General features: G+C 60.9%; 16 protein-coding genes. 10 read left to right on the plus strand and 6 right to left on the minus strand.

Going from position 1 to position 19,924, the window contains the following annotated elements; genetic code table 11:
• The 3 genes from P6U23_RS09015 to P6U23_RS09025 all read left to right on the plus strand — a co-directional run bounded on the left by P6U23_RS09015 (position 1) and on the right by P6U23_RS09025 (position 1,909).
• Positions 1–297, plus strand: a complete 297-nt coding sequence (locus P6U23_RS09015) for a hypothetical protein (protein WP_407179206.1) — start codon at positions 1–3, stop codon at positions 295–297.
• Between the two features lie 286 nt (positions 298–583).
• Positions 584–1,168, plus strand: a complete 585-nt coding sequence (locus P6U23_RS09020; RefSeq protein ID WP_407179208.1) for a ubiquinol-cytochrome c reductase iron-sulfur subunit — start codon at positions 584–586, stop codon at positions 1,166–1,168.
• 234 nt (positions 1,169–1,402) lie between these two features.
• Complete coding sequence (locus P6U23_RS09025; RefSeq protein ID WP_407179210.1) at positions 1,403–1,909, plus strand: pyridoxamine 5'-phosphate oxidase family protein; 507 nt, start codon at positions 1,403–1,405, stop codon at positions 1,907–1,909.
• 275 nt (positions 1,910–2,184) lie between these two features.
• On the opposite strand, the gene P6U23_RS09030 is transcribed toward P6U23_RS09025, so the two are convergent.
• Positions 2,185–3,378: a DUF3182 family protein gene (locus P6U23_RS09030; RefSeq protein ID WP_407179211.1), complete on the minus strand. Its 1,194-nt coding sequence runs from the start codon at positions 3,376–3,378 to the stop codon at positions 2,185–2,187.
• A 139-nt stretch (positions 3,379–3,517) separates the two neighbouring features.
• Here P6U23_RS09030 and P6U23_RS09035 point away from each other — a divergent pair, with 139 nt between their 5' ends.
• From P6U23_RS09035 to P6U23_RS09045, 3 genes are all read left to right on the plus strand, one after another.
• Entirely contained in the window at positions 3,518–4,111 is a 594-nt protein-coding gene (locus P6U23_RS09035) for an ATP-binding cassette domain-containing protein (protein ID WP_407179212.1), read from the plus strand.
• On the plus strand, positions 4,108–4,914 hold the full coding sequence (locus P6U23_RS09040; RefSeq protein ID WP_407179213.1) for an ABC transporter permease: 807 nt from the start codon (positions 4,108–4,110) through the stop codon (positions 4,912–4,914). Before P6U23_RS09035 ends, P6U23_RS09040 begins: the two co-directional genes overlap by 4 nt.
• Before the next feature lie 1,564 nt (positions 4,915–6,478).
• Positions 6,479–6,934 carry a hypothetical protein gene (locus P6U23_RS09045; RefSeq protein ID WP_407179214.1) on the plus strand — a complete coding sequence of 152 codons (456 nt, stop codon included), beginning with the start codon at positions 6,479–6,481 and terminating at the stop codon, positions 6,932–6,934.
• Between the two features lie 142 nt (positions 6,935–7,076).
• Here P6U23_RS09045 and P6U23_RS09050 read toward each other — a convergent pair whose 3' ends face one another.
• Positions 7,077–7,901 carry a class I SAM-dependent methyltransferase gene (locus P6U23_RS09050; protein WP_407179215.1) on the minus strand — a complete coding sequence of 275 codons (825 nt, stop codon included), beginning with the start codon at positions 7,899–7,901 and terminating at the stop codon, positions 7,077–7,079.
• A gap of 1,523 nt (positions 7,902–9,424) precedes the next feature.
• On the opposite strand from P6U23_RS09050, the gene P6U23_RS09055 reads away from it, so the two are divergent.
• From P6U23_RS09055 to P6U23_RS09065, 3 genes are all read left to right on the plus strand, one after another.
• Complete coding sequence (locus tag P6U23_RS09055) at positions 9,425–12,076, plus strand: hypothetical protein (RefSeq protein ID WP_407179216.1); 2,652 nt, start codon at positions 9,425–9,427, stop codon at positions 12,074–12,076.
• Between the two features lie 143 nt (positions 12,077–12,219).
• Positions 12,220–13,182: a TAXI family TRAP transporter solute-binding subunit gene (locus P6U23_RS09060; protein WP_407181391.1), complete on the plus strand. Its 963-nt coding sequence runs from the start codon at positions 12,220–12,222 to the stop codon at positions 13,180–13,182.
• 662 nt (positions 13,183–13,844) lie between these two features.
• Positions 13,845–14,435 (plus strand): hypothetical protein, encoded by a 591-nt coding sequence (locus tag P6U23_RS09065; protein WP_407179218.1) that lies wholly within the window; start codon positions 13,845–13,847, stop codon positions 14,433–14,435.
• 92 nt (positions 14,436–14,527) lie between these two features.
• On the opposite strand, the gene P6U23_RS09070 is transcribed toward P6U23_RS09065, so the two are convergent.
• Positions 14,528–14,809 (minus strand): adenylate/guanylate cyclase domain-containing protein, encoded by a 282-nt coding sequence (locus P6U23_RS09070; protein ID WP_407179219.1) that lies wholly within the window; start codon positions 14,807–14,809, stop codon positions 14,528–14,530.
• Between the two features lie 383 nt (positions 14,810–15,192).
• Here P6U23_RS09070 and P6U23_RS09075 point away from each other — a divergent pair, with 383 nt between their 5' ends.
• On the plus strand, positions 15,193–15,414 hold the full coding sequence (locus P6U23_RS09075; protein WP_407179221.1) for a transposase: 222 nt from the start codon (positions 15,193–15,195) through the stop codon (positions 15,412–15,414).
• Positions 15,415–16,312: 898 nt separating this feature from the next.
• On the opposite strand, the gene P6U23_RS09080 is transcribed toward P6U23_RS09075, so the two are convergent.
• From P6U23_RS09080 to P6U23_RS09090, 3 genes are read right to left on the minus strand one after another with little or no spacing between them, the layout of a single operon-like run.
• The gene (locus P6U23_RS09080) at positions 16,313–17,254 is read right to left on the minus strand and encodes a 3-hydroxybutyryl-CoA dehydrogenase (RefSeq protein ID WP_407179223.1); all 942 of its coding nucleotides are present in this window, start codon (positions 17,252–17,254) and stop codon (positions 16,313–16,315) included.
• Positions 17,255–17,295: 41 nt separating this feature from the next.
• Positions 17,296–18,390 carry an NAD/NADP octopine/nopaline dehydrogenase family protein gene (locus tag P6U23_RS09085; RefSeq protein ID WP_407179225.1) on the minus strand — a complete coding sequence of 365 codons (1,095 nt, stop codon included), beginning with the start codon at positions 18,388–18,390 and terminating at the stop codon, positions 17,296–17,298.
• Positions 18,387–19,922 carry a class I adenylate-forming enzyme family protein gene (locus tag P6U23_RS09090; RefSeq protein WP_407179227.1) on the minus strand — a complete coding sequence of 512 codons (1,536 nt, stop codon included), beginning with the start codon at positions 19,920–19,922 and terminating at the stop codon, positions 18,387–18,389. The genes P6U23_RS09085 and P6U23_RS09090 overlap by 4 nt, the downstream gene beginning before the upstream one ends.
• Positions 19,923–19,924 lie beyond the last annotated feature (2 nt).

The raw sequence follows: 19,924 nt of genomic DNA on the forward strand, positions 1-19,924 counted from the left end.
TTGAGAGCAGTAGAAGTTGTTCTTGCAGTAGCGACGGTGATGGCCGCGATCAGCTCTCAGGCATTAGCGGAACGAATCGTTATAGGAGTAGTCGTAAAGGTGGACGGGGTAGCCGGCACTATTTCGGTCCGCGAAATGCATCTAGGTGCCGCCGGCGCGATCTCTTACGGCAAGGTCGAAGAGTTCAAAGCGCAGGATGGGCTGCTGTTTGATGCCGTGCGATCGGGAGACGAAGTCGTCTTTTCCGCTTCCGAGATGAACGGAGCTATGACGATTACAAAGCTTAGCGAGCAGTGACGGAAAGCAGCCGAATTTCAGTTACGTTTAGCGCGAATTGCAAGAAGCAGCCGCGCGGCACCCCCAGGAGATCTCCAGTGAGAAGCACCGAGGAAGAAAGTCGATACATCTCTAACTTGGTCGATGATTGTGGCCAACGCGCGTTGCTGTGCAAAACAAAAAACCTCTCGGGCAGCGAAACAGGAGCAGGTGGTGATCAACGCTCGGTCGTCGATGCCTTCCGTTCTGCCTGTTGGCGGCGCTCAACTTCTTCATCCATGCTCACATTCGATACGGAGCTGACGACATGCATAGTCATAACCGAGAGCGACGTTCGCTTCTTCTCACTGCCCTCGCAACGGGCGCGTGCTTGGCAACAAAATCCGTTCTCGCGGAGGAACAGCCGGGCAGCGATGAGCGACCACAAAAAGGTGACCGGCTCGTTGTGTCCGAAGGAGAACATGAGGGTGAGGTTATCAAGTCGAGCGACCTTCAGCTTGGCGGACCGCCGTTACGTGCTTGGCCGAAGGATCCGAAGACGTCAGTTGTCCGGAACGGCTCCCGGCTCAACGAGATCCTGGTTCTTAAACTCGAGCCGAGCGAACTTGATGAAGCGACCCAATCGCATGCTGTCGAGGGGATCGTTGCCTATTCAGCGATTTGCTCCCACGCCGCATGTCCCGTCTCGGAGTGGGTAAAGGCTGAACAAGGTGACAAGACGGTACTAAAATGTCCTTGCCACAACTCCGAGTACGACCCTCGGCAAAATGCGCAGGTCGTGTTTGGGCCAGCGCCTAGGCGCTTGGCCGCGCTTCCACTCACGGTCGCTGATGGCACACTTGTCGTGGCCGGGTCATTCGTCGGAAAGGTTGGCGCGCAGTCCGGAGGGTGACTAGCGCTCTCAGAACGGCGACGCGCGTGGGAGCCCAAGCCCGAGTTGTGTGGGACAGACTCCTTGCGGCGCGTCCGGCATGGGCTGTACGCGGTATCAGGCGTTGTTGATTTCAGGCCGACCTGCGGTCGGATCATTGCAATCACGACCGCCGTTCAGGCTGGCGCAACAATTTGCGAGTAGCGAGCTCGTCTTAGCGACCGTAAACCGCAGGGGCACTCCAGGAGACCTCCAATGCGAAGCGCAGAGGATCGGAAGAAAGTCGATGAAATCTGGAATTTGGTGAAACATGAACATACTGCGGTGCTAGTCAGCATCAGAAAAGACGGGTCGCTTGATTCAATCCCCATGGGGTGCGTCCAGCGCGATTTCGACGGAAGGCTCTGGTTTTTAACGTTCAAGGATAACCCGCGATTGCATGAAATCGAAGAGAATGGTCACGTGCTGGTTTCCTACGTCCGGCCGTCACGCTACGAGTTCGTTTCGATGAGTGGATGCGCCCGACTCGTGGACGACCGCGCCAGGATTCACGAGCTTTGGCGCGAAGGGTTCAGCGTCTGGTTTCCTGATGGTCCAGAGTCGCCGAGCATTGCACTTATCGAAATCGACGTGAACACGGTCAAGTGTTGGAGCAAACCGGCGTCAATCGTGACGTACGCATACCACTATGCGAAGGCGAAACTGACCGGAAGATCTCCGTCTCCCGAGCAGATCGCTAAAGAAGTCCTCGTACACTTTTGAATGCCGAAGTTCGCGTCCTCTCCGACTCGGTCAGCCGGGTGTTCCGTAAGATCGACGGCCGGGGCGAGGACGAGAACGGATCATGCCGAGGGAGACCAAGGATGCAGCCACAGAGGGATATGGCACGTACGCAGTGCAGCGGCAGGCCCGCTCGCACCACGGCAGCGGCTACGCAAATGGTGTATGAGGAAGTTGACCGAAATTCCATCGGCTATCGAGCGTGGCACAGAGCTTCGATGGATCGGCGTCTAGTGCACGCGAACGAATTGCTGCAACTATCCCGCGTGGCGGAGCGCTCGTGTAATCACGGTGTATCTCATTAGTGGCCCATCCTCGGGATCATTCCCGCAGAAGTGGACTGCGGCTCCGGGTGGCGGTTTCCGTGGCTTTCCAAAATGTTTCACGGAGTTCGCGTCGACAACTCGCAACGAAGAATCCGCGGCGAACGCGGTCAGTGCAGCGAGTTCGGCGGTACTTGCACCACCCGACCGCCACGAGGCCTCAAACACCCCTGATCGCCATTGCCCGTGCGCGTCGACGCCCTGGCCGACATCATAGTTTCTGCATGAGGCCAAGAAGCCAGGATATTCGTTGGCATTGCGGTCATAGGTTCTAGCCTGCGTTACGGCAAGGCGCGCCTCGGCATCCATCGGCAGGCGTTCCAGTTCTGTCCAGGCGCCGCGCACGCAGATCAAATGCGAACCACCATAGACCGAAACTCCGTGATTATTGATAACCGACCGTTGCGTGCCGTGATAAGCGATCGACCGATCGCCAATCATTGTGTAACCGACGGTTCGCGTCGTCGCGCGACGTAAGTTCGCTTCGAGAACGAGACCATGGCGCGTGATCTTTTCGGTTGGCAGATTCTCGAGGAAGACATCTAATTCAGTAATCGTGTTGATAACCGCTTGTCCGTGGCCGCCGTCCCCGAGGGGCTCCTTTGCGCGGAGAGCTCCCAGGGGCAGCAGCCGCATGGCGGCTGCCCTTGCGTCATCAATGTTGAAGGCGGTGTAGCCTGGAAGGACCACGTTGCTCACATTTTGGGCGAATACTGTCGACCAACCATGCGGCCGCGTCGCATGCGTGTTGATCAGTTGATGCGTGATGGCTTTCGTTTTGGCGAAAGGATAGGGCACAACCGCGCCATAAAGCTGGCAGGGAGAGTGAATACCGAGCTCCCGCGCCTCACCGAGCATGAGCGTGTCGTCCGGAACGAAGAAGACATGTCCAGGCGAGGGTTCGTTGGCGTCGAAGACACCGGCGTTTCGATAGCCGGTCAGCCGAGCGATGCTTTCGGCGACCGCGAACAGCGTAACTCTCTCGTGGACATACATCGGCGCGCCCAGCCGAGAGAAGTAGAGAGCGAGCGCAGTGGTCGCCCGCGGATTGGGCGCGGTTTGACCGGCGGTGGCCGGCTGCGATCCTTGAGCGTGATCAGTAAGAGGTGAAAATCTGGTACCGTCCATGCAACCACTCCGACAAAAAGGGACTGGCCAGTGCTTGGACGGAACACCGTCTAACGGGGAGACTGCATTTCCCCGTGTGGATAGGATAGGGAGCAGCCTCCTCTTGTGCAAGGCGTCGTCTGAAAGGTCATGAACGGTTATGCTTACGGTCAGCGCGCTGACGCGCTTGCACATCTCTGTTTCCTTTGAATTGAAGGATGGCGAATGTATTGCCCTGCAGGGGCCTTCCGGAGTCGGGAAAAGCCTGCTGCTCCGCGCCATCGCCGATCTCGACCCGAACGAGGGAGCGGTCAAACTGGACGGAACGCTCAGGGAGGCGGTGCCGGCCCCGCTCTGGCGGAAGCAAGTGACCTATCTCGCCGCCGAGCCGGGCTGGTGGGCCGATACGGTGCAAGAACATTTTACCGCATGGGATGCTGCCGTGCCGCTGGTCGCGCGATTGGGATTACCGCCCGATTGCGGAAACTGGCCCATCCGAAGACTTTCCACTGGAGAGAAGCAGCGGCTGGGACTTGCCCGGGCGCTGATGCTGCGTTCGCGGGTGCTTCTGCTGGATGAGCCAACCTCGACGCTCGACGCGACGTCGACCACGACCGTGGAATCGATCATTGCTGAGCGCGTCTTGAGCGGAACGGGCGCTATCTGGAGCACTCACGATAGCGCTCAGGCTCGTCGCGTCGGATCGCGGTTGTTTGTGATGGGCGGCGGTCGGCTCGAGGAGCATCAGCTTTGACCTATATCCAACTCGCTTATAGCGATCTCATCCTGCCTGCGCTGCTCGTCGTCATGGACGGCATTCTCTCGCTTGTGCTTCACCTCAAGCTAGAACGACAACTCGCCATCGCGACGATACGGATGGTGGTTCAGCTGGTGCTCGTCGGATATGTGCTCACGTTCCTCTTTGCCGTCGTCTCGCCGTTCTGGACTGCGCTAGCGGCCTTCATAATGGTGATCTTCGCATCGCGCGAAATCGCCGTGCGGCAGAAGCGGCGACTGCTGGGTTTTTGGACCTACGGCTTGGGCGCGGGATGCACGTTGCTCGCTGCCGCTACCGTCACGATGTTTTCGCTTCTGACCCAGTTGCACCCCGAGCCCTGGTATCATCCGCGCTATGCGCTGCCGCTGTTGGGGATGATCCTGGGCAACACCATGACCGGGGTAAGCCTGGGCTTGGACGTGCTCACGAACGGGCTGGTGCGTGAGCGGGCGGCCGTGGAAACCTGTCTCGCGCTGGGAGCTACGCGGTATCAGGCGCTGCTGCCGGTGATTCGCGACGCCTTGCGAAGCGGCTTCATGCCGACGATCAACGGAATGGCGGCGATCGGTCTTGTGTCCCTGCCGGGAATGATGACCGGCCAGATCCTTGCTGGCGTCGAACCGGTCGATGCCGTGAAATACCAACTCCTGATCATGTTCCTGATCGCCGGCGGCACGGGCCTGGGGACACTTGCGGCGGTTATCGGAGGCGCACGTCTGCTCACGGATCATCGACACCGATTGCGCTTGGACCGGATCGCAAGCGAAACGCCGGGGTAGGGCTGTCTCGATTTCATCGCGGCCAGCCATGTGCTGACTATCCGCTCGAAGTAATTCTGGCGCGTGTGGTCTGGATCACCAGCGGCAGCAACGATTCCGCGTGATCACAGCGACCGATCGAGTCTCGAGGGTCTCACAGCACGCTCAAGTAGTCTGGAACGTCGCCAAACCTGTGGCTTGCCTTGGCGTTCCCGAACCTCGCGAAGCGCACCCAGCGCGTCGAGATATCGACCGCGTCGCCGCAGGGGCAGCCGATTGCGCCTGCGCTTGCGCTCGACTGCAAGAGCAAGATGCACGGCTGCTTGCTCGGGAGGGCTAGTCGTGAGCGGCAGCTGTCGATCGGCTGCCGCACCGCGAATATCAATCGCGGAGCCACCGGATGCTGGCGCCCAGAGCTCCGCAATCAAATATTTGCTTTCAAGGAACTCGGCCCATTGCATGCAGTTCTCGGACGTGGCACCTCGAAGGAAGAAGCACCGCAAGGGGCCCGTTGGGCGGCTGTTCGCGCTGCAGGAGGGCGGGTGCATCATCGTTCATAGATCGGGGGCGGAGGAGGAGACGAAATGAGGAACATGATAGTAGCCGCTGCCTTGGCTAGCGCCGTGTTCGTTCCGGCCGCCATCGCTCAACACAGGGAGTCGGATGTCTCGACCGCTCCAAGTGCGCAAAACTCAGGGGCCGGAATAGCTGGCCAGCCCGGAAGCAAGAGTGGTCCTGCCACCAAGCCTGGAACGGTAGGCTCAAATTCAAGTAACCAAGGCAACCCCGCAGTGCAACAACAGGATCCTGCGAAGATTCCGGGTGTGCCAGGAAACAAGAGCGGACCTCCAGCGAAGCAACCTTCCCGTCAGTGAGCGATGCGTGGGGACAGTCGCCAGCGACGGCGGAGGTGTACTGAAATCTCAGGGCGCAGCTGGCCGAGGGAGCGAATTGAAACCGGTTGCCGTCTGTCGGTGAGCGAACCTCTCTTTGGTCAAGCAATTGCTCGCCGGCGGTCCTCTCTTCACTCTTGAGTCTGGCCGACAGAGGCCAACTTGGGCGACCTTAGTTGTGCGTGTTGCGTTCTTTACCAATCCGGAGAATCGTCGATCTCGCCTTCTTCGGTGCAATCGCTCGCACCCAGGTGGGCAGCATTTCTTGCGCGAACTCGTCCGCCTGACTGACTCCTTTGGACGGGAGTTCGATGCCCTCCATCCGCGCTCGGGCGCGCCGGCACCAGCGGAGCAGGCGCGGCACGCGCTGGTTTATGGAAGCCGGCCGCTCTGAACGTTCGTGGTGCAGCGAGAGGCGTGTGAGGCGCGCGTCGGCCGCACAGCTATGTGCGACTATAACGTAGTGGGCGACGTACAGCGGTGCATAGGGTGGTCGGCTTGCGGCGGTCCCGCAATTCTTCGAGCGTCCGCGTCCTCCCGTCGGGCAGAATCATCGGCTTGTCGCGCACAGGCAGATTCGTGCATACAACTTTTTAACCATTCGTTAACCATAGGTTTTCATGATGCCGCTCGCCGGTGTGTGTTCGTGACAGGGCGTAAATTACATGGCTCAGCGTAGTTCCAGAGCGTCAGTGCGGAAAGACGAGAACGTCCTAAACTTTGTCCCAGCGTCGGCACCCGAGGACGGAGCAACAGCCCTGGATTTGGTAGATCAAGCGGCCGAGGTCTTCCGCAGGATGGAGGAGCACGCCCGGGAGGCCGAAGCCCGCGCGCAGTCGCTTTGCACGAGCGCCTTGGAAAGATTACGGGCTGCTGAAATGCGAGCCGAGGCCGCCGAGCGGGCGCAACGTGAATTCGTTATCTCCACCGAAGATAAATTGAAAGAGGCTTGCAGAGCCCTTGAACAAGCGCAGACTTGTATCGAAGCCCAAAAGAATAAGGTGACGGCTGCAGAGCTTCGCGCCGAAATTGCTGAAGCCGAAGTGCGACAAGCCAATGAAGCGCTCGCGCTTGTTGAAGAGGCCATCCGCAAGCGTCTGCTTTGCGCAAACCCGCATACCCACAGCAGTTCGACTGCGGTAGGTTGATGATCGCGAGCGCCATGGCGGCCGATGCTGCCCAACCGCGGCGAGGCCTGCGCTCTCGACATCCAGCGCGCCATTCCGGTGCGTCATGCTCGGGCGCCGGCAGCTTGGTGATGTAGGGTCCGGGTTCGCGCACCTCGTCAACTCACCTCGCTCTATGGAACGCAAAGTACCAGCCGGATACGGCCCAATAAGGCAGCCAGTCTGCCAAGCGAATATCGCTCGACGATGATCCATCCATGAAATCGGAATTTTGCTGATCGAACAACTCGAACCCGGCAGCCTTAGCCATCTTCAAGACTCGTTGACGGGTGTACCACTGCTGGCGCTCGCCGTCCGCGCGGACATAAGGATCGTATCCAAGCAACCGACGCAGCGTGTTGTTGCGGCGGAGATATGCTCTTGGATTGAGTCGTTGCTGGGTCAGCTCGAACCATCCATAGCCGTTGGATGTCGAAGCCAGCAGCAATCCACCGAGCCGCAGATTGGCGGCAGCATTTGCAAGCAGGCTTTCTGGTGGTGTCACGACTTCGGTTAAAACGTCAGCCATGATCACGGCGTCATAGGGAGCGCCTTCCCGGAAGGTTGCGGCATCGCCGACCTGCGCATCGACGCCGTGAGAGCGAGCAACTTCGACGCACTCTGCCGAGACGTCGATTCCTTTGACTTGCCAGTTCTTGGCGACCAGCGACATTGCAATAGGCCCAGTGCCGCAGCCCAACTCCAACACCCTGCGCACGCCCGCTTCGGCAAGATGGCGATGGATGAAATCGAGCTTCTTGATGTCGACGGGGCGGGTATAGGTTGTGGTGTACGATTCAATATTCATGCAGAAGTTCCGCCTTTTCCACTCGCTAGTGCTCACGCTCAATCTTGAGCTGGCGACAAAGATTCGGAACGCTGGGCAGGGGATGGTATCCCACTCGATGAAATAGCCATAGATGTGATCGAACCCGATCGAGCCCGTCATCAGGCCTTTGGTGCCGACGGGATTGGTATCATAAATTGCCTACCAGCTTGACGACGCGACTGCCGCGCGAGATCCCGCTGGACTCATCCTGGCCGACCGACAGAGCGCGCCTGATGCTTTTCGATTTGACCCTCCGGGTTGGTCTCCATGAGTTCTTCGCCGACCGTGAGCTTGACCCCTTGGTCTCTCGGTTAGCCAGACGAGCAACACGGATAACGGGGATCAGGTATTCAGGCGAGGCATTCGTTCTTGGTGAAGAGATCGATGATGCGTCCGTATCCGCCGCGGTCAACGGCGGGATCGCCGTCGTGCTCTAGCCGGAGGCCTTAACTATCGTGTTGATGGAGCCAGTCTGGGCCGGATGGGACAGTGGTGGTGCTGGTGGGGAGCCAGAAACCCAAAGACCCAAACATCCGGCGAAGATGGCAGTCGGGCAGTTTTGCGCGATGCGCGTCAGAGAATCGGCCAACGTGCGCGCGTTGGGTCGGTTCGAAACGACGCCGGTCGGCGGAAAGCAACGCTGCGGACAAAGGAGCTCCAGGAACATCCCGGGTTCCGGAGGTTTGTACGCGGGTTCGTGCCATTCACAGCAGGACTTTTGAGGTTACTGCAGTTGCTCAAAGGGATTGTTGGGCACCCGGGATAGGGCGTGTACTCATCTGTGGACGCCCCGCGAGATGCAAGCGATTTTTGAAGAAGATCGGCACGTAGTCGGATGCTGCCATCTGTCCGGCCTCTGATGGTATCCAGACCGATTGTGCTAACCTGCAACACGGACGCCTCCCTTAAGTGGTGCTAAACACCTCCACTTTGGCACATCGATGCCGTTGCCGAGGCGATCTGCGAAGCTGCGCAGCGGCCGAGCATGCGGTTCGTTGCCGTGATCGGTCAGACTTTCTAGTTCAAATCCGGAGACTAGCACCTTATCGCCTTCAATCGCGTCGGCCTGGCCGGGGCAAGCCGCTTCCGGTCTACCCTGACCCTGCAGACCTTCTCAGAGGTGCGCCATACTTCGCATTCGGGCAATAGCGGTAGTCAGCGGCCATCCTTTAAAAACCGCTGTTGAAGACTTCTGCGCGCATCGCGGAGAAGGATTATGAAATAAAGGCCTGTCGTGCCCTTTCCAAGTCGGAACGATCTAGAAAGTCTAACCCGAAAGGGGTAGGCCAGGATCGTCCTCGCGAGGAATAGACTGCGCCTGCCGCCGAAGGGTATGATGACCAATCGGGATGGGGCATGTCAGCATGCGGCAGGTGATTGCTGATGCGTTAGGCGGCTCGGACGAGGCGCCCATTCCTCGAAAGCCCACGAAGCACTCCTCCGCGGGCCGGCGATCCGCGGTCCTGTGGATCACTGCGGCTTGCCTCTCAGCGGCCTGGGCGTCGGAGACGCAGGGTTTACCTGACGCGCGGCACGCGCGAGCAAACCAGGGCGGCGCCAGACCGGTGCAGGTTGCGCAATCAACAACGAGCAATTCGCGGGAGCTGCAGCCGGTTCTGGAACAAGAACACCGCAAACCCGAGATGCTGGGTCGGGAGCTCGCCTACCCACGGCGCGATGTTGAGACGCAGTCGGGGCTGGCGGCGAAGGAGACCGCCGAGGCCTGCCAGCTGAACCGGTCGGACGACAGTGACACCGTCGAGCTGCGAAACTTCCTGCAACGGGAACGCAAACGAAGGGAGCAGATCGAGCGGTATCTTGCGGCGGTCCAGCAAGCTGTCGAGATGCAGACGGCGGCCAAGGCGAGCGCCGAAGCGAGCCAGCTTAAGCAGGCCGCGGACAGCACCCCGGTGGAGCAGGGAAAGTCCTTGCAACAGGAGCGGGAGCGGGCAGATCGGCTGGAGCAGGATCTTGCGACGGCCCGGCGCGATCTCGCGACACAGACGGCGTTGGCGGCGAAGGCGAACGACGATGCGGCTGAGCTCAAGCAGGCGGCGGAAAGCGACGCGGCGAAGCTGAAAAAGTCCCTGCAAGAGGAGCAGGAGCACGCAGCTCGGCTGGAGCAGGATCTTGCGACGGCCCGGCGCGAAATCGAGACACAAACGGCGTTGGCGGCGAAGGCGAACGACGATGCGGCTGAGCTCAAGCAGGCGGCGGAAAGCGACGCGGCGAAGCTGAAACAGTCCCTGCAGCAGGAGCACGCAGCTCGGCTGGAGCAGGATCTTGCGACGGCCCGGCGCGAAATCGAGACACAAACCGCGTTGGCGGCGAAGGCGAACGACGCTGCGGCTGAGCTCAAGCAGGCAGCGGAAAGCGACGCGGCGAAGCTGAAAAAGTCCCTGCAAGAGGAGCAGGAGCACGCAGCTCGGCTGGAGCAGGATCTTGCGACGGCCCGGCGCGAAATCGAGACACAAAGCGCGTTGGCGGCGAAGGCGAACGACGCTGCGGCTGAGCTCAAGCAGGCAGCGGAAAGCGAGGCAGCGAAGCTGAAACAGTCCCTGCAAGAGGAGCAGGAGCACGCAGCTCGGCTGGAGCAGGATCTTGCGACGGCCCGGCGCGAAATCGAGACACAAACGGCGTTGGCGGCCAAGGCGAACGACGCTGCGGCTGAGCTCAAGCAGGCAGCGGAAAGCGAGGCAGCGAAGCTGAAAAAGTCCCTGCAAGAGGAGCAGGAGCACGCAGCTCGGCTGGAGCAGGATCTTGCGACGGCCCGGCGCGAAATCGAGACACAAACGGCGTTGGCGGCGAAGGCGAACGACGCTGCGGCTGAGCTCAAGCAGGCAGCGGAAAGCGACGCAGCAAAGCTGAAAAAATCCCTGAAACAGGAGCAGGAGCGGGCAATGCGGCTGGAGCAGGATCTTGCCGCAGCCCGGCGTGGCATCGAGACACAGGCGAAGCTGGCCACCAAAGCGAACGAGGAGGCCAGCCAACTGAAGCAGGCCGCGGAAATTGGCCCAGCTGAGTTGAGATCATTGCTGCAGAAGGAGCACGACAAGGCCGAGGCGCTGGCGCAGCACCTCTCGATGGCGCGTACACAAATATATGCGTGCGAGGCTCAGAGCCGTAAGGTTAGCGAGCAGCCGGCCGAGTTCAAGCAAGTGGCCGATAACGAGGCTGCGGAGCTGCGCAAATCCTTGCAGCAGGAGCGCGACAGGGCAGCGCGGCTGGAGCAGGACCTTGCGGGGTCGCGGCGCGATATCGAAACGCAGACGGCGCGAGCGGCCGAGGCGCACGAGGACGCCACCCGGTTGAAGCAGGTCGCGGAGAATGATTCCGCGGAGTTGAAACAGTCGCTGCAGAAGGAGCACAACAGGGCCGAGGCACTGGTGCAGGACCTCTCGATGGTGCACACCGCGATCTACGCGTACGAGGCTCAAGCGCGTAAGGCCGGCGATCAGGTGACAGGCTTCAAGCAGTCCAGCGCGGCAGAGCTGCGAAAGTCCCTCGTGCAGGAGTGGGAGCGCGAAGCGCGGCTGCAGCAGGCTCTCGCGGCTGCGCGGCGCGATGTCGAGAGGCAGTCGAGGCTGGCGGCCAAGGCAAACGACGACGCTATCCAGGCCAAGCAGGTCGCGGAAAGCGACGCGGCGAAGTTGAAAAAGTCCCTGCAAGAGGAAGGAAAGCGGGCAGTTCGGCTGGAGCAGGATCTTGCGGCGGCCCGCCGCAATGTCGAAAGGCAGGCGGCGCTCGCGGCCAGGGCGAGTGCCGAAGCTGCCCAGCTGAAGCAGGCGGCCGAGAGCGGGGCGATGGAGCTGGGCAAATCGTTGCAGAAGGCGCGCGACAGGGCAGCGCAGCTCGAGCGGGAGCTTGCGTCCGAGCGTAGGACGAAAGATGGCCCCACGACATCTAGGATCGCAACCGCCCGTCAGGCTGCGCAAGGTGGGCCGGAGGCGGCCAAGCCAGCTGCTGCGAACGACACAACCGTCTCAGCGGCTCGCGGCAATGCCCAGCCCAAGCCTGAGCGTGCTGCGGAGGCTGCAAGACTGGTGGCGCGGGCGAGCGTGCTGCTCGGTCAGGGCGATATCGGCTCGGCGCGACTTGTGCTCGAGCGCGCCGCCGAGACGGGCAGTGCTCACGCGAGCTTTACGCTCGCGGAGACGTATGATCCGCTCGTTCTTCGCAAATGGGGCGCGTATGGGACGCTCGGCGACGCAGCCAAGGCACGGGATCTCTACGCAAAAGCTCAAGCCGGCGGAATCACGGAGGCGCAAGAACGGCTCGACGCGCTGCCTCGGTAGGTGCCAGGCCAGATAGCCGCAGCGCGGGATCGCGAAGAAAAGTCCCCCGATTGGAGTTGATGATGAACGGATTTCTTAGATTACGGCCGCCGCTCTTGCTCCCGGCATTCGCTTTGTTGCTGCTCCTCGTTCATCCGTCCTGGGTGGAGGCGAAGACCAAAAAGCTCTGGACGCAGCACGTCCACCTGATGCGGCATCAAGCGCCGCCGCCGACGCCGCAAGTGGCGATGAACGCCTGGACGGTCGGTCTTGCCGGAGGCCTCATCGAGGGCGCGCCCATCCGTCTTGCCGCAGAGATGTCCCGCGTGGTCGATGACGGAGACAATCTGCATGTGCTGCCGATCGTGACACGTGGCCCTACTGAAAACGTGAATTCACTGCTCTATCTGCGCGGCATTGACGCGGCGATCATCAACGCCGACGTACTCGACGAATACAAGAGCCAGGTGCCAGATATCCAGCGCCGGCTGGCCTACGTGCTCAATCTGTTTCCCTCTGAGCTGCATGTCTTTGTCCGGCCGGAGATCCGGAGTTTGAACGATCTCACCGGCAAGAAGGTGAATTTCAACACGCAAGGCACCGCTGCAGCCTATTCGGGGCCGTTGATCTTCAGCCGGCTCGGCCTTGATGTGCAGCAGACCTTCATCCCGCACCAGGTCGCGCTGGAGCAGATGCGCAAGGGCGAGATGGCAGCGGTCGTGTTCGTTACGTCGAAGCCGGTCGATGCGTTCGTGCGCAGGCATTGGGACCCGGGCTTCAAGTTTTTGGCCGTCCCCTACGAGAGCAGGCTTGAGGATTACTATCTTCCTGCGTCGCTCGACGCGAACGATTACCCCGCTCTGATCAAGCAGGGCGAGCGCGTGGCGACGATTGCCGTACCGACCGCGCTGGTTGCCTTCAATTGGCCGGCGAATACGAATCGGTTCGAGCGCGTCGCGCGTTTTATTGACCATCTTTTCTCGCGGATCGATGAGCTGCAGGCGCCGGGTTTCGATCCGAAATGGAAATCCATCAATCTTGCTGCGAGGGTTCCAGGGCTTGCGCGCTTCCCCGCCGCGCAGGCCTGGCTCGATGCCCACGCGCGGGCAACACAGGCCTCGCAGTGAAACGCGCGGTCGTCTCCGTCTCGGCTGCATTCGCAGCGGTGAGCAGAATTGCGCTGCCGCGGGAGGCTGACGATCCGATGGCACGGCTTCGCGCCTGCTCGCTGACGGAAGGCGCCGACCGGCTGGAATACCTGGACAGGCTGTCGCGTGCCCTCGCCCTTGCGGCCGCTCCGGCAGCCAAGGAAAACCGCTGGATCATCAGCCAGACAATGTCGCCCGAGGCTTTCACGCCGATCGCCACCGCGACAATACCATGGCGCGAGGTTCCAGGCGGCAGTGCGATGCAGCGGTCAATTCGTTGCCGTAGAGGGCGCACTGAACTTGCGGTCGCAGGGCCTGCCATCTCGGGCCACGGCGATGATTTCGGGGTTTCCTATCGCACCAATGGTGGTCCGCCTTTGCAGATCGCCGCTGCCGTGCCGGCATTTGGTGCCGGCGTCTCGCTCAAGGTCGATGCGGTTGCAATGATACAATCGCTTCTGGGGGACGGTGGAGTGGCTTTGCACCTCTTGCGCCTCGTGGGAGCCGCTCAGGACGTAATTTCCCTCTGTTTGGGCTGGAGACGGTGCGCGCCAAGAGTACCGCGCCATGCAAATGGCCGCACGCCATCGCGAAGCCGAATAACTGACGCTGAGTGGAGCGTTCTTCGACGGGAACGGATCATGAGCATGTTCGGGCATATTGGGAAAGCAACGACGATCGGCGCCTCCGCGCTCCTGCTGGCGGTGTCGCCATCACTGGCGCAGTACCATTATTGGACGCCGGCAATCAGCCCATCAACCGTCACGGATAAGCCGCACATATCTAAGAGGCCGCACACGACCGCGCACAGGCGGAACCGATTGGCGTTTGCGCGCCTGGACAAGGCTCGAGAAGAGAAACCCAAGCTGCACCGTCTGATCTTGCAGGTGAATATCAACGATGCCGCGGCAATGAACCTCGCGCTTAATAACGCGATCAACGTGACGCAACACTACAGAGATCTCGGCGAGAAGGTGAAAATCGAGGTGATCACGTTTGGGCCGGGCCTGCACATGCTGCGCGACGACACCTCGCCGGTTAAGGCTCGGATCGAGACGATGGCGCTCAGCACGCCCGAGGTCTCGTTCAAAGCCTGTGGCAACACCCAGGAGAACATGCACAAGGCAGAGAACAAAGACATACCGATCATTCCGCAGGCGCAAGTTGTCAAATCCGGCGTCGTCCGCGTCATCGAGCTGGAAGAGCAGGGCTGGACTTACGTTAAACCATGAGCGAGGCTACGTTCGCCGCGATGATCCCTGGCACCATCGCTTTGACGGGCAAGACGATCAAACTCACGGTGCAATCATCTCGACGAGCGCGATCAATCCACTGGCAAAAATCGCCCCATGAGCCCGCGAATGATATTTTTGAAGCGCTGCTCACCCGCATGCTCAAAGATGACGTCAAGCTTTCCTTGGATATCCTCAAATACTCGGCCAGCGATGCAGATATCGCCAGCCTCGGCAATCCGTTCGAGCCGCACGGCCACATTGACACCGGTACCGAAAAGGTCGCCGTCATCGCGCATGACACAGCCGAAATTGATGCCAATGCGGAACTCAATTCGTCTCTCCTGCGGCACATCGGCATTGCGCTCCGCCATGCCCCACGCAGCGAACTTCTTGACCCTCTGCACATGGTCGGTCTTCGGCGCGAACTTGCGTCGTCATGTCATCGGTCGCGGGATGCGGCGAGCTTCGAGGTCGTGCGCCGGTACCAGCTGCATCTGGCCGCGAGCGGCGTCGGCGCGCCGAGGGTCAGTCAGACGATCTCGACGCTGCGGTTCTTCTTGGTTCACACTCAGGCGCCATGAGATCGTCGAACATACGCATGTCATTCACGAGCGGCGCAAGGTGCCGGTGGTGCTGAGCGTGGAGCAAGTGGCGCGGCTGCTCGATGCCGCGCCGGTGCTGAAGTACAGGCCGGCGTGCCACCTGGTCGAACAGAACCACGACGCTACGCACCAAGCCGGCAGCCTGAGCTTCGTTGGCGATCACGCCCATCTCGCCGAGGCGCAATCCTCCGCTGTTTATCTCGCACCCGCTGCGCAAGGCCGAATGGGTCGTCTACCCAAAGCGCCCGTTCGGTGGACCGGAGGCGGTGCTGACCGATCTGTCGCGTTACACCTACCGCGTCGCCACTGATCGCCTTGACGAGCGAGGCGTCACCTTCAAGTGGAAGAACCACCGCATCGATAGAAGCAGATGAGGACTGCCACAGACGAGTTCATCCGCGCTTCCTCATCCACGCGCTGCCAAAAGGCCTCAATCGCGTCCGCCACTACGGCCTGTTCGCCAAGGGCGCTTGCGCCGGCAATATTGCACGCGCGCGCGAGCTGCTCGCCATTGCGAAATCTGCAGCCCACCAGTGCTGCGCGGACCCCAGCAAGTCGAGTTCTCCGTGCTGCGCCGGTGGCATGAACATTATCGAGGTGTTCGCGCGCTTGCACGCCACGGCATCAGCCGACAGCTCCAACGAACCGTATCAGGATCGACACATCATGACCGCGTGGAAGTCCTGCAAATCCGTTCGTCACGGTCAGGCTCTCGACCAGCCTCGGCAGAGCCGATCCAAATCAGCTAGCTCGCCCGCGACGCTCAAACCGCCATAGCGCCTGCGGCACCGTCTTACGTCCCTTAAGCACGTTTCCTCCCTTGCAGGGTTTCAGACGCTGGCCGCCGAATACGCGGAGCCGTCGCCCAAGCGGCCGGCATGCGAAACCCTTCACAGCAGCCGACGTCAGTGGGCCCCCAAGCGACCTCGCCGGGAGTTACGAAGGTGACGTCCTCGGATATCGAACCGGTCGGGTTTGAAATCATCTCGAACGAGGGTGTCTCTCGGTCGAAATAGGCCTTTGTGTCCCTTACTGCTGGCCGGCCCCTTTCAGCACCTGCGTACGCCGAATTGCCCCGGCGCGATTGCTCAATGATCCGCTGAGGCTCGCTGCTCACGGTTGAGGCCCGCGGCACAGCAGCTCACATTAGGGGGACCGCCATAGTGAAGGTCTTCTCGCGATTCAGCCAGCAATGGCAGGACAATACCGGTCGAACCATGTCGCAAATGGGATGGTGGTCAGATCGAGCCGTGCCCGTTTTATGAGGCCACGCTAGACAACCGGGAACCGCGCCAGGCCGAAATGCCGCAGCATGTCAACCAGCTCGGACAGTCGCTGTTCGCGGTAGGCATCGATATCGAGGTCGGAATAGTTGAGAAAGCCGGCGCCGGTGCGCAGGCCGATGCGTCCCTCCCGCATGTTGCGGGAGATGACGTCTGGCGCGCGATAACGGTCGCTGCCGAGCGCCTCCTCGAGATAGCGGCTGGCGTAATAGAGAATATCGCCGCCGCCCCAGTCGATGAATTCCAACAGGCCGAGAACGGCATAGCGAAATCCAAAGCCGAACCGGATTGCCTTATCAATGTCTTCGGCGCTAGCGACACCTTCTTCGACCATCCGCGCGGCCTCGTTCATCGCCAGCGCCTGGATACGCGGTACGATAAAGCCGGGCTTCGCTGCGCAGACCACCGGTACTTTGCCGATGCTTTCGAGCAAGCTCTTCATCCGTGCGGTAACGGCAGGATCGGTAGCTGCTCCGGGCGAGATTTCGACCAGCGGAATCAGATAGGCTGGGTTGAGCCAGTGCACGTTGAGAAAGCGGCTGGGGTGAGCGACTGCCCCTGAGAGGTCATCGACCAAGATGGTGGAGGTCGTGGAAGCGATAACGACGTCGGGGCCGACCGCCTTTGACGCAAGGGCCAGCACGTCGCGTTTGAGATCGACAACCTCCGGGACGCCTTCGAACACGATCCCCGCTTCGGCAACTGCCGGGACGCTATGATCGGCAGGAGCTACTGTCACGCGCGCCAGCACCGCGGCGGCTTCGGCAACGGTCAGCAGTCCAAATCGTGTCAGACTCGTGAGTGTTTTTCGAACTTCACCAAGCGCCTCCGTTTCAAGTCTTGTAAATTGTTCCGGCGAGCGTGGCTTGATGTCGATCATCGTGACGGGATAGCCCGCATAGGCGAATGCCACCGCGATACCACGGCCCATGCGACCTGCTCCCAGACAGGCGATTGAAGAGCGCGTTGCGGTCATCTGGTGAAACCTTCACGCAACAGGCGTTGCAGGCTGCCTCGATCCATATCGCCCAGACCAAGGCTGTCGAGTGTGCGTCCGGTGCTCACGAAGTCTTCACCGCAAATCGCACCACCGATAGCGAGAAATGATCGAGCGAGTGGCGTCGAGATGCCTGCCAGTTCGGCTACCGATGCCAGAAACGAGAGGCCGATCTGCAAATCCTCACGCATGTAGCGGTGTTCAGTCAGAACGATTCGCTCTCGCCAATCCCCTGAATCGGTTAAACGCTCGTGCGTGCCGCGGCCATACATCCAGATCTCGCCCTCCTTGGCATAATGATGCGCCAGAGGAAAATGCGGCGCACCGTAGCCGAGCGCTTCCCGCACCGCAATTCGTTCGGCGTCCAGCGCGTCGGTAACGCGGCGGATTGCGGCTTGCGTGCCTTCCTTGTGGATGTCCCAGCTTTCGAAGTGCTCGATCGGGCCCGCGTTCATGATGATGAGCGGTGGGTGAATAATTGGGCCGGCGTTCATCAACGCGCCGGAGAGTGCATCGCCGCAGGGTTCGATCACTCCTGGAAAGGCCCGTCCAATCACCGAGAGCGCATGATCGGCAGTGCGAAGCGGGAAGACCCCGACGGGAAGCCGTTTGGCACGAACAGTGATGGCAACCTCGAATGGGCCATGCTTGCGCGTAAGCCAAGGTAACGTGCCCGTCTCCGCAACGCTTATGCTCGCGGGATTGCCCGCGTCGCGCAAAGCGCTCGCAAAGATCATGGTGCCGAAAGTTCCCGGTGGTAAGAATACGACCTGGCCATCGCGGAGACGCGGCGCGAGTTGCTTGGCGATCTCAGCCTGAGCGAATGCGGGAACAGGACAGACGATAAGCTCGGCCTGGTCCACCGCATCGCCGATCTCGGTGGTCACCAGCGCGAGCCGCACATCGTGCCGCCCGTTTGAATCCTTCACGATGATGCGAGAGCCCTCGGTGCGATGTGCCAACGCTTGCTCTATATCGCGCCGCCACAGCCGCACATCGTGGCCCTGGAGCGCAAAATCACCTGCAGCGGCAAAGGAACCGTTGCCGCCTCCCAAGACCGCTATTTTCAACTTCCGTCTCCTCGCTCGCGGGATCGCGCATCCAGCTCTTTCAGCATGAAATGCTGGACCTTGCCCAACGCCGTTCGAGGCAGTTCCTCCACGAAAATGATCTCCCGTGGCACCTTGAAGCGGGCGAGTTGCGATTGAACATGGGCCTTCAGGCCTTCCGCCTCGATCTGAGCCCCCGATCGGCGGATCACATAGGCGACCGGCACTTCGTCCCAGCGCAAGTCCGGCCGGCCGATAACCGCGCATTCGGCAACGTCGGGATGCTCCATCAGCACACGCTCGACTTCCGCCGGATAGATGTTTTCACCGCCGGAAATGATCAGGTTTCTTTTGCGGTCATGGACCCAAAAATAGCCGTCGCTATCACGCCGGCCGATATCGCCGCTTCGGTACCAGCCGTCATGCAGCGCCTCGCGCGTTGCGTGCTCGTTTCCCCAATATTCGTGGAAGACGCTGGGCCCGCGCACCGCGATTTCGCCTGGGGTGCCCGGCGGCAGTTCGTTGCCGGCATCATTGATGATTGCCGCTTCGCAGGATAAGCCGGGCAGGCCGGTCGAGCCCTCCCGTGAAAGGTCGCCGCCAAGCCTCGTATAGATGGCGATGGGGCAAGTTTCCGTCGAGCCATAGACCTGCAGCACCGGCACGCCGCGTGCGACCAAGCGTTCGATCAAGTGCTGCGGCACGATGGTCGAGCCGGTCGTAATAGCCTTCAGCGAGGACAGATCGACCATCGGCCATACAGGGTGGTCGGTCACAGCTTGAATGGTCGCGGGCACCAGAACGGTCAACGTTGGCCGATCACGCTGCAGCGCGGCAAGCGTCGTATCTGGTGAAAACCGCGAATGAAGGGTGACCGTCGCGCCCTGATGCAGCGCCGGCGTGGTCTGGATGTTCAGGCCGCCGACGTGGAAGAGCGGCAGGACAGTCAGCACATGATCGTCCGAGGTGAGGCCATGCATGTGCTGGCTCATGATCCCGTTCCACAGCAAGGCCTCCTGGCGTAGCACGGCGCCCTTCGGCCGGCCGGTGGTGCCCGAGGTGTAGACGATCAGAAGCGGGCACGACAGGTCTGTGTGCGGGTAGCGACGATCCCCCCAGTCTTGGTCCAGCAAGCTGTTCCATGTGCTGCCGCGGGCAGGCGCAAAGTCGAAGCCGACAACGGCAGTGCCAGGCAATTTCTCGGCCAGATCCGGGAGAAGTGCAGCAAAGGCATTTTCAAGCACCAGCACCTTGGCAGCGGCGTCGGACAGGATGAAGAGCTGCTCGGCGACGGCGAGCCGCCAGTTCAATGGCACCAGCATCGCGCCGAGCCGGGCGCAGGCATAGAGCAGTACCAGATAATCGGGCCGGTTGAGGCTGAGGATCGCGACGCGATCGCCTCTGTTGACGCCGAATCCCGCTTTCAAGGCGCGTGCGGCCTGCTCGATCCGTGCATTCAAAGCCGCGTAGCTGAGGGTCTCGCCCTCGAAACGGATCGCGGGCTTGTTGGGAGCGAACGCCGCGTTGCGCTCAATCAGCGTACAGAGATCCACCG

Origin of the sequence: Bradyrhizobium sp. STM 3562, from assembly GCF_045571435.1 — a bacterium.
GTDB lineage: Bacteria > Pseudomonadota > Alphaproteobacteria > Rhizobiales > Xanthobacteraceae > Bradyrhizobium.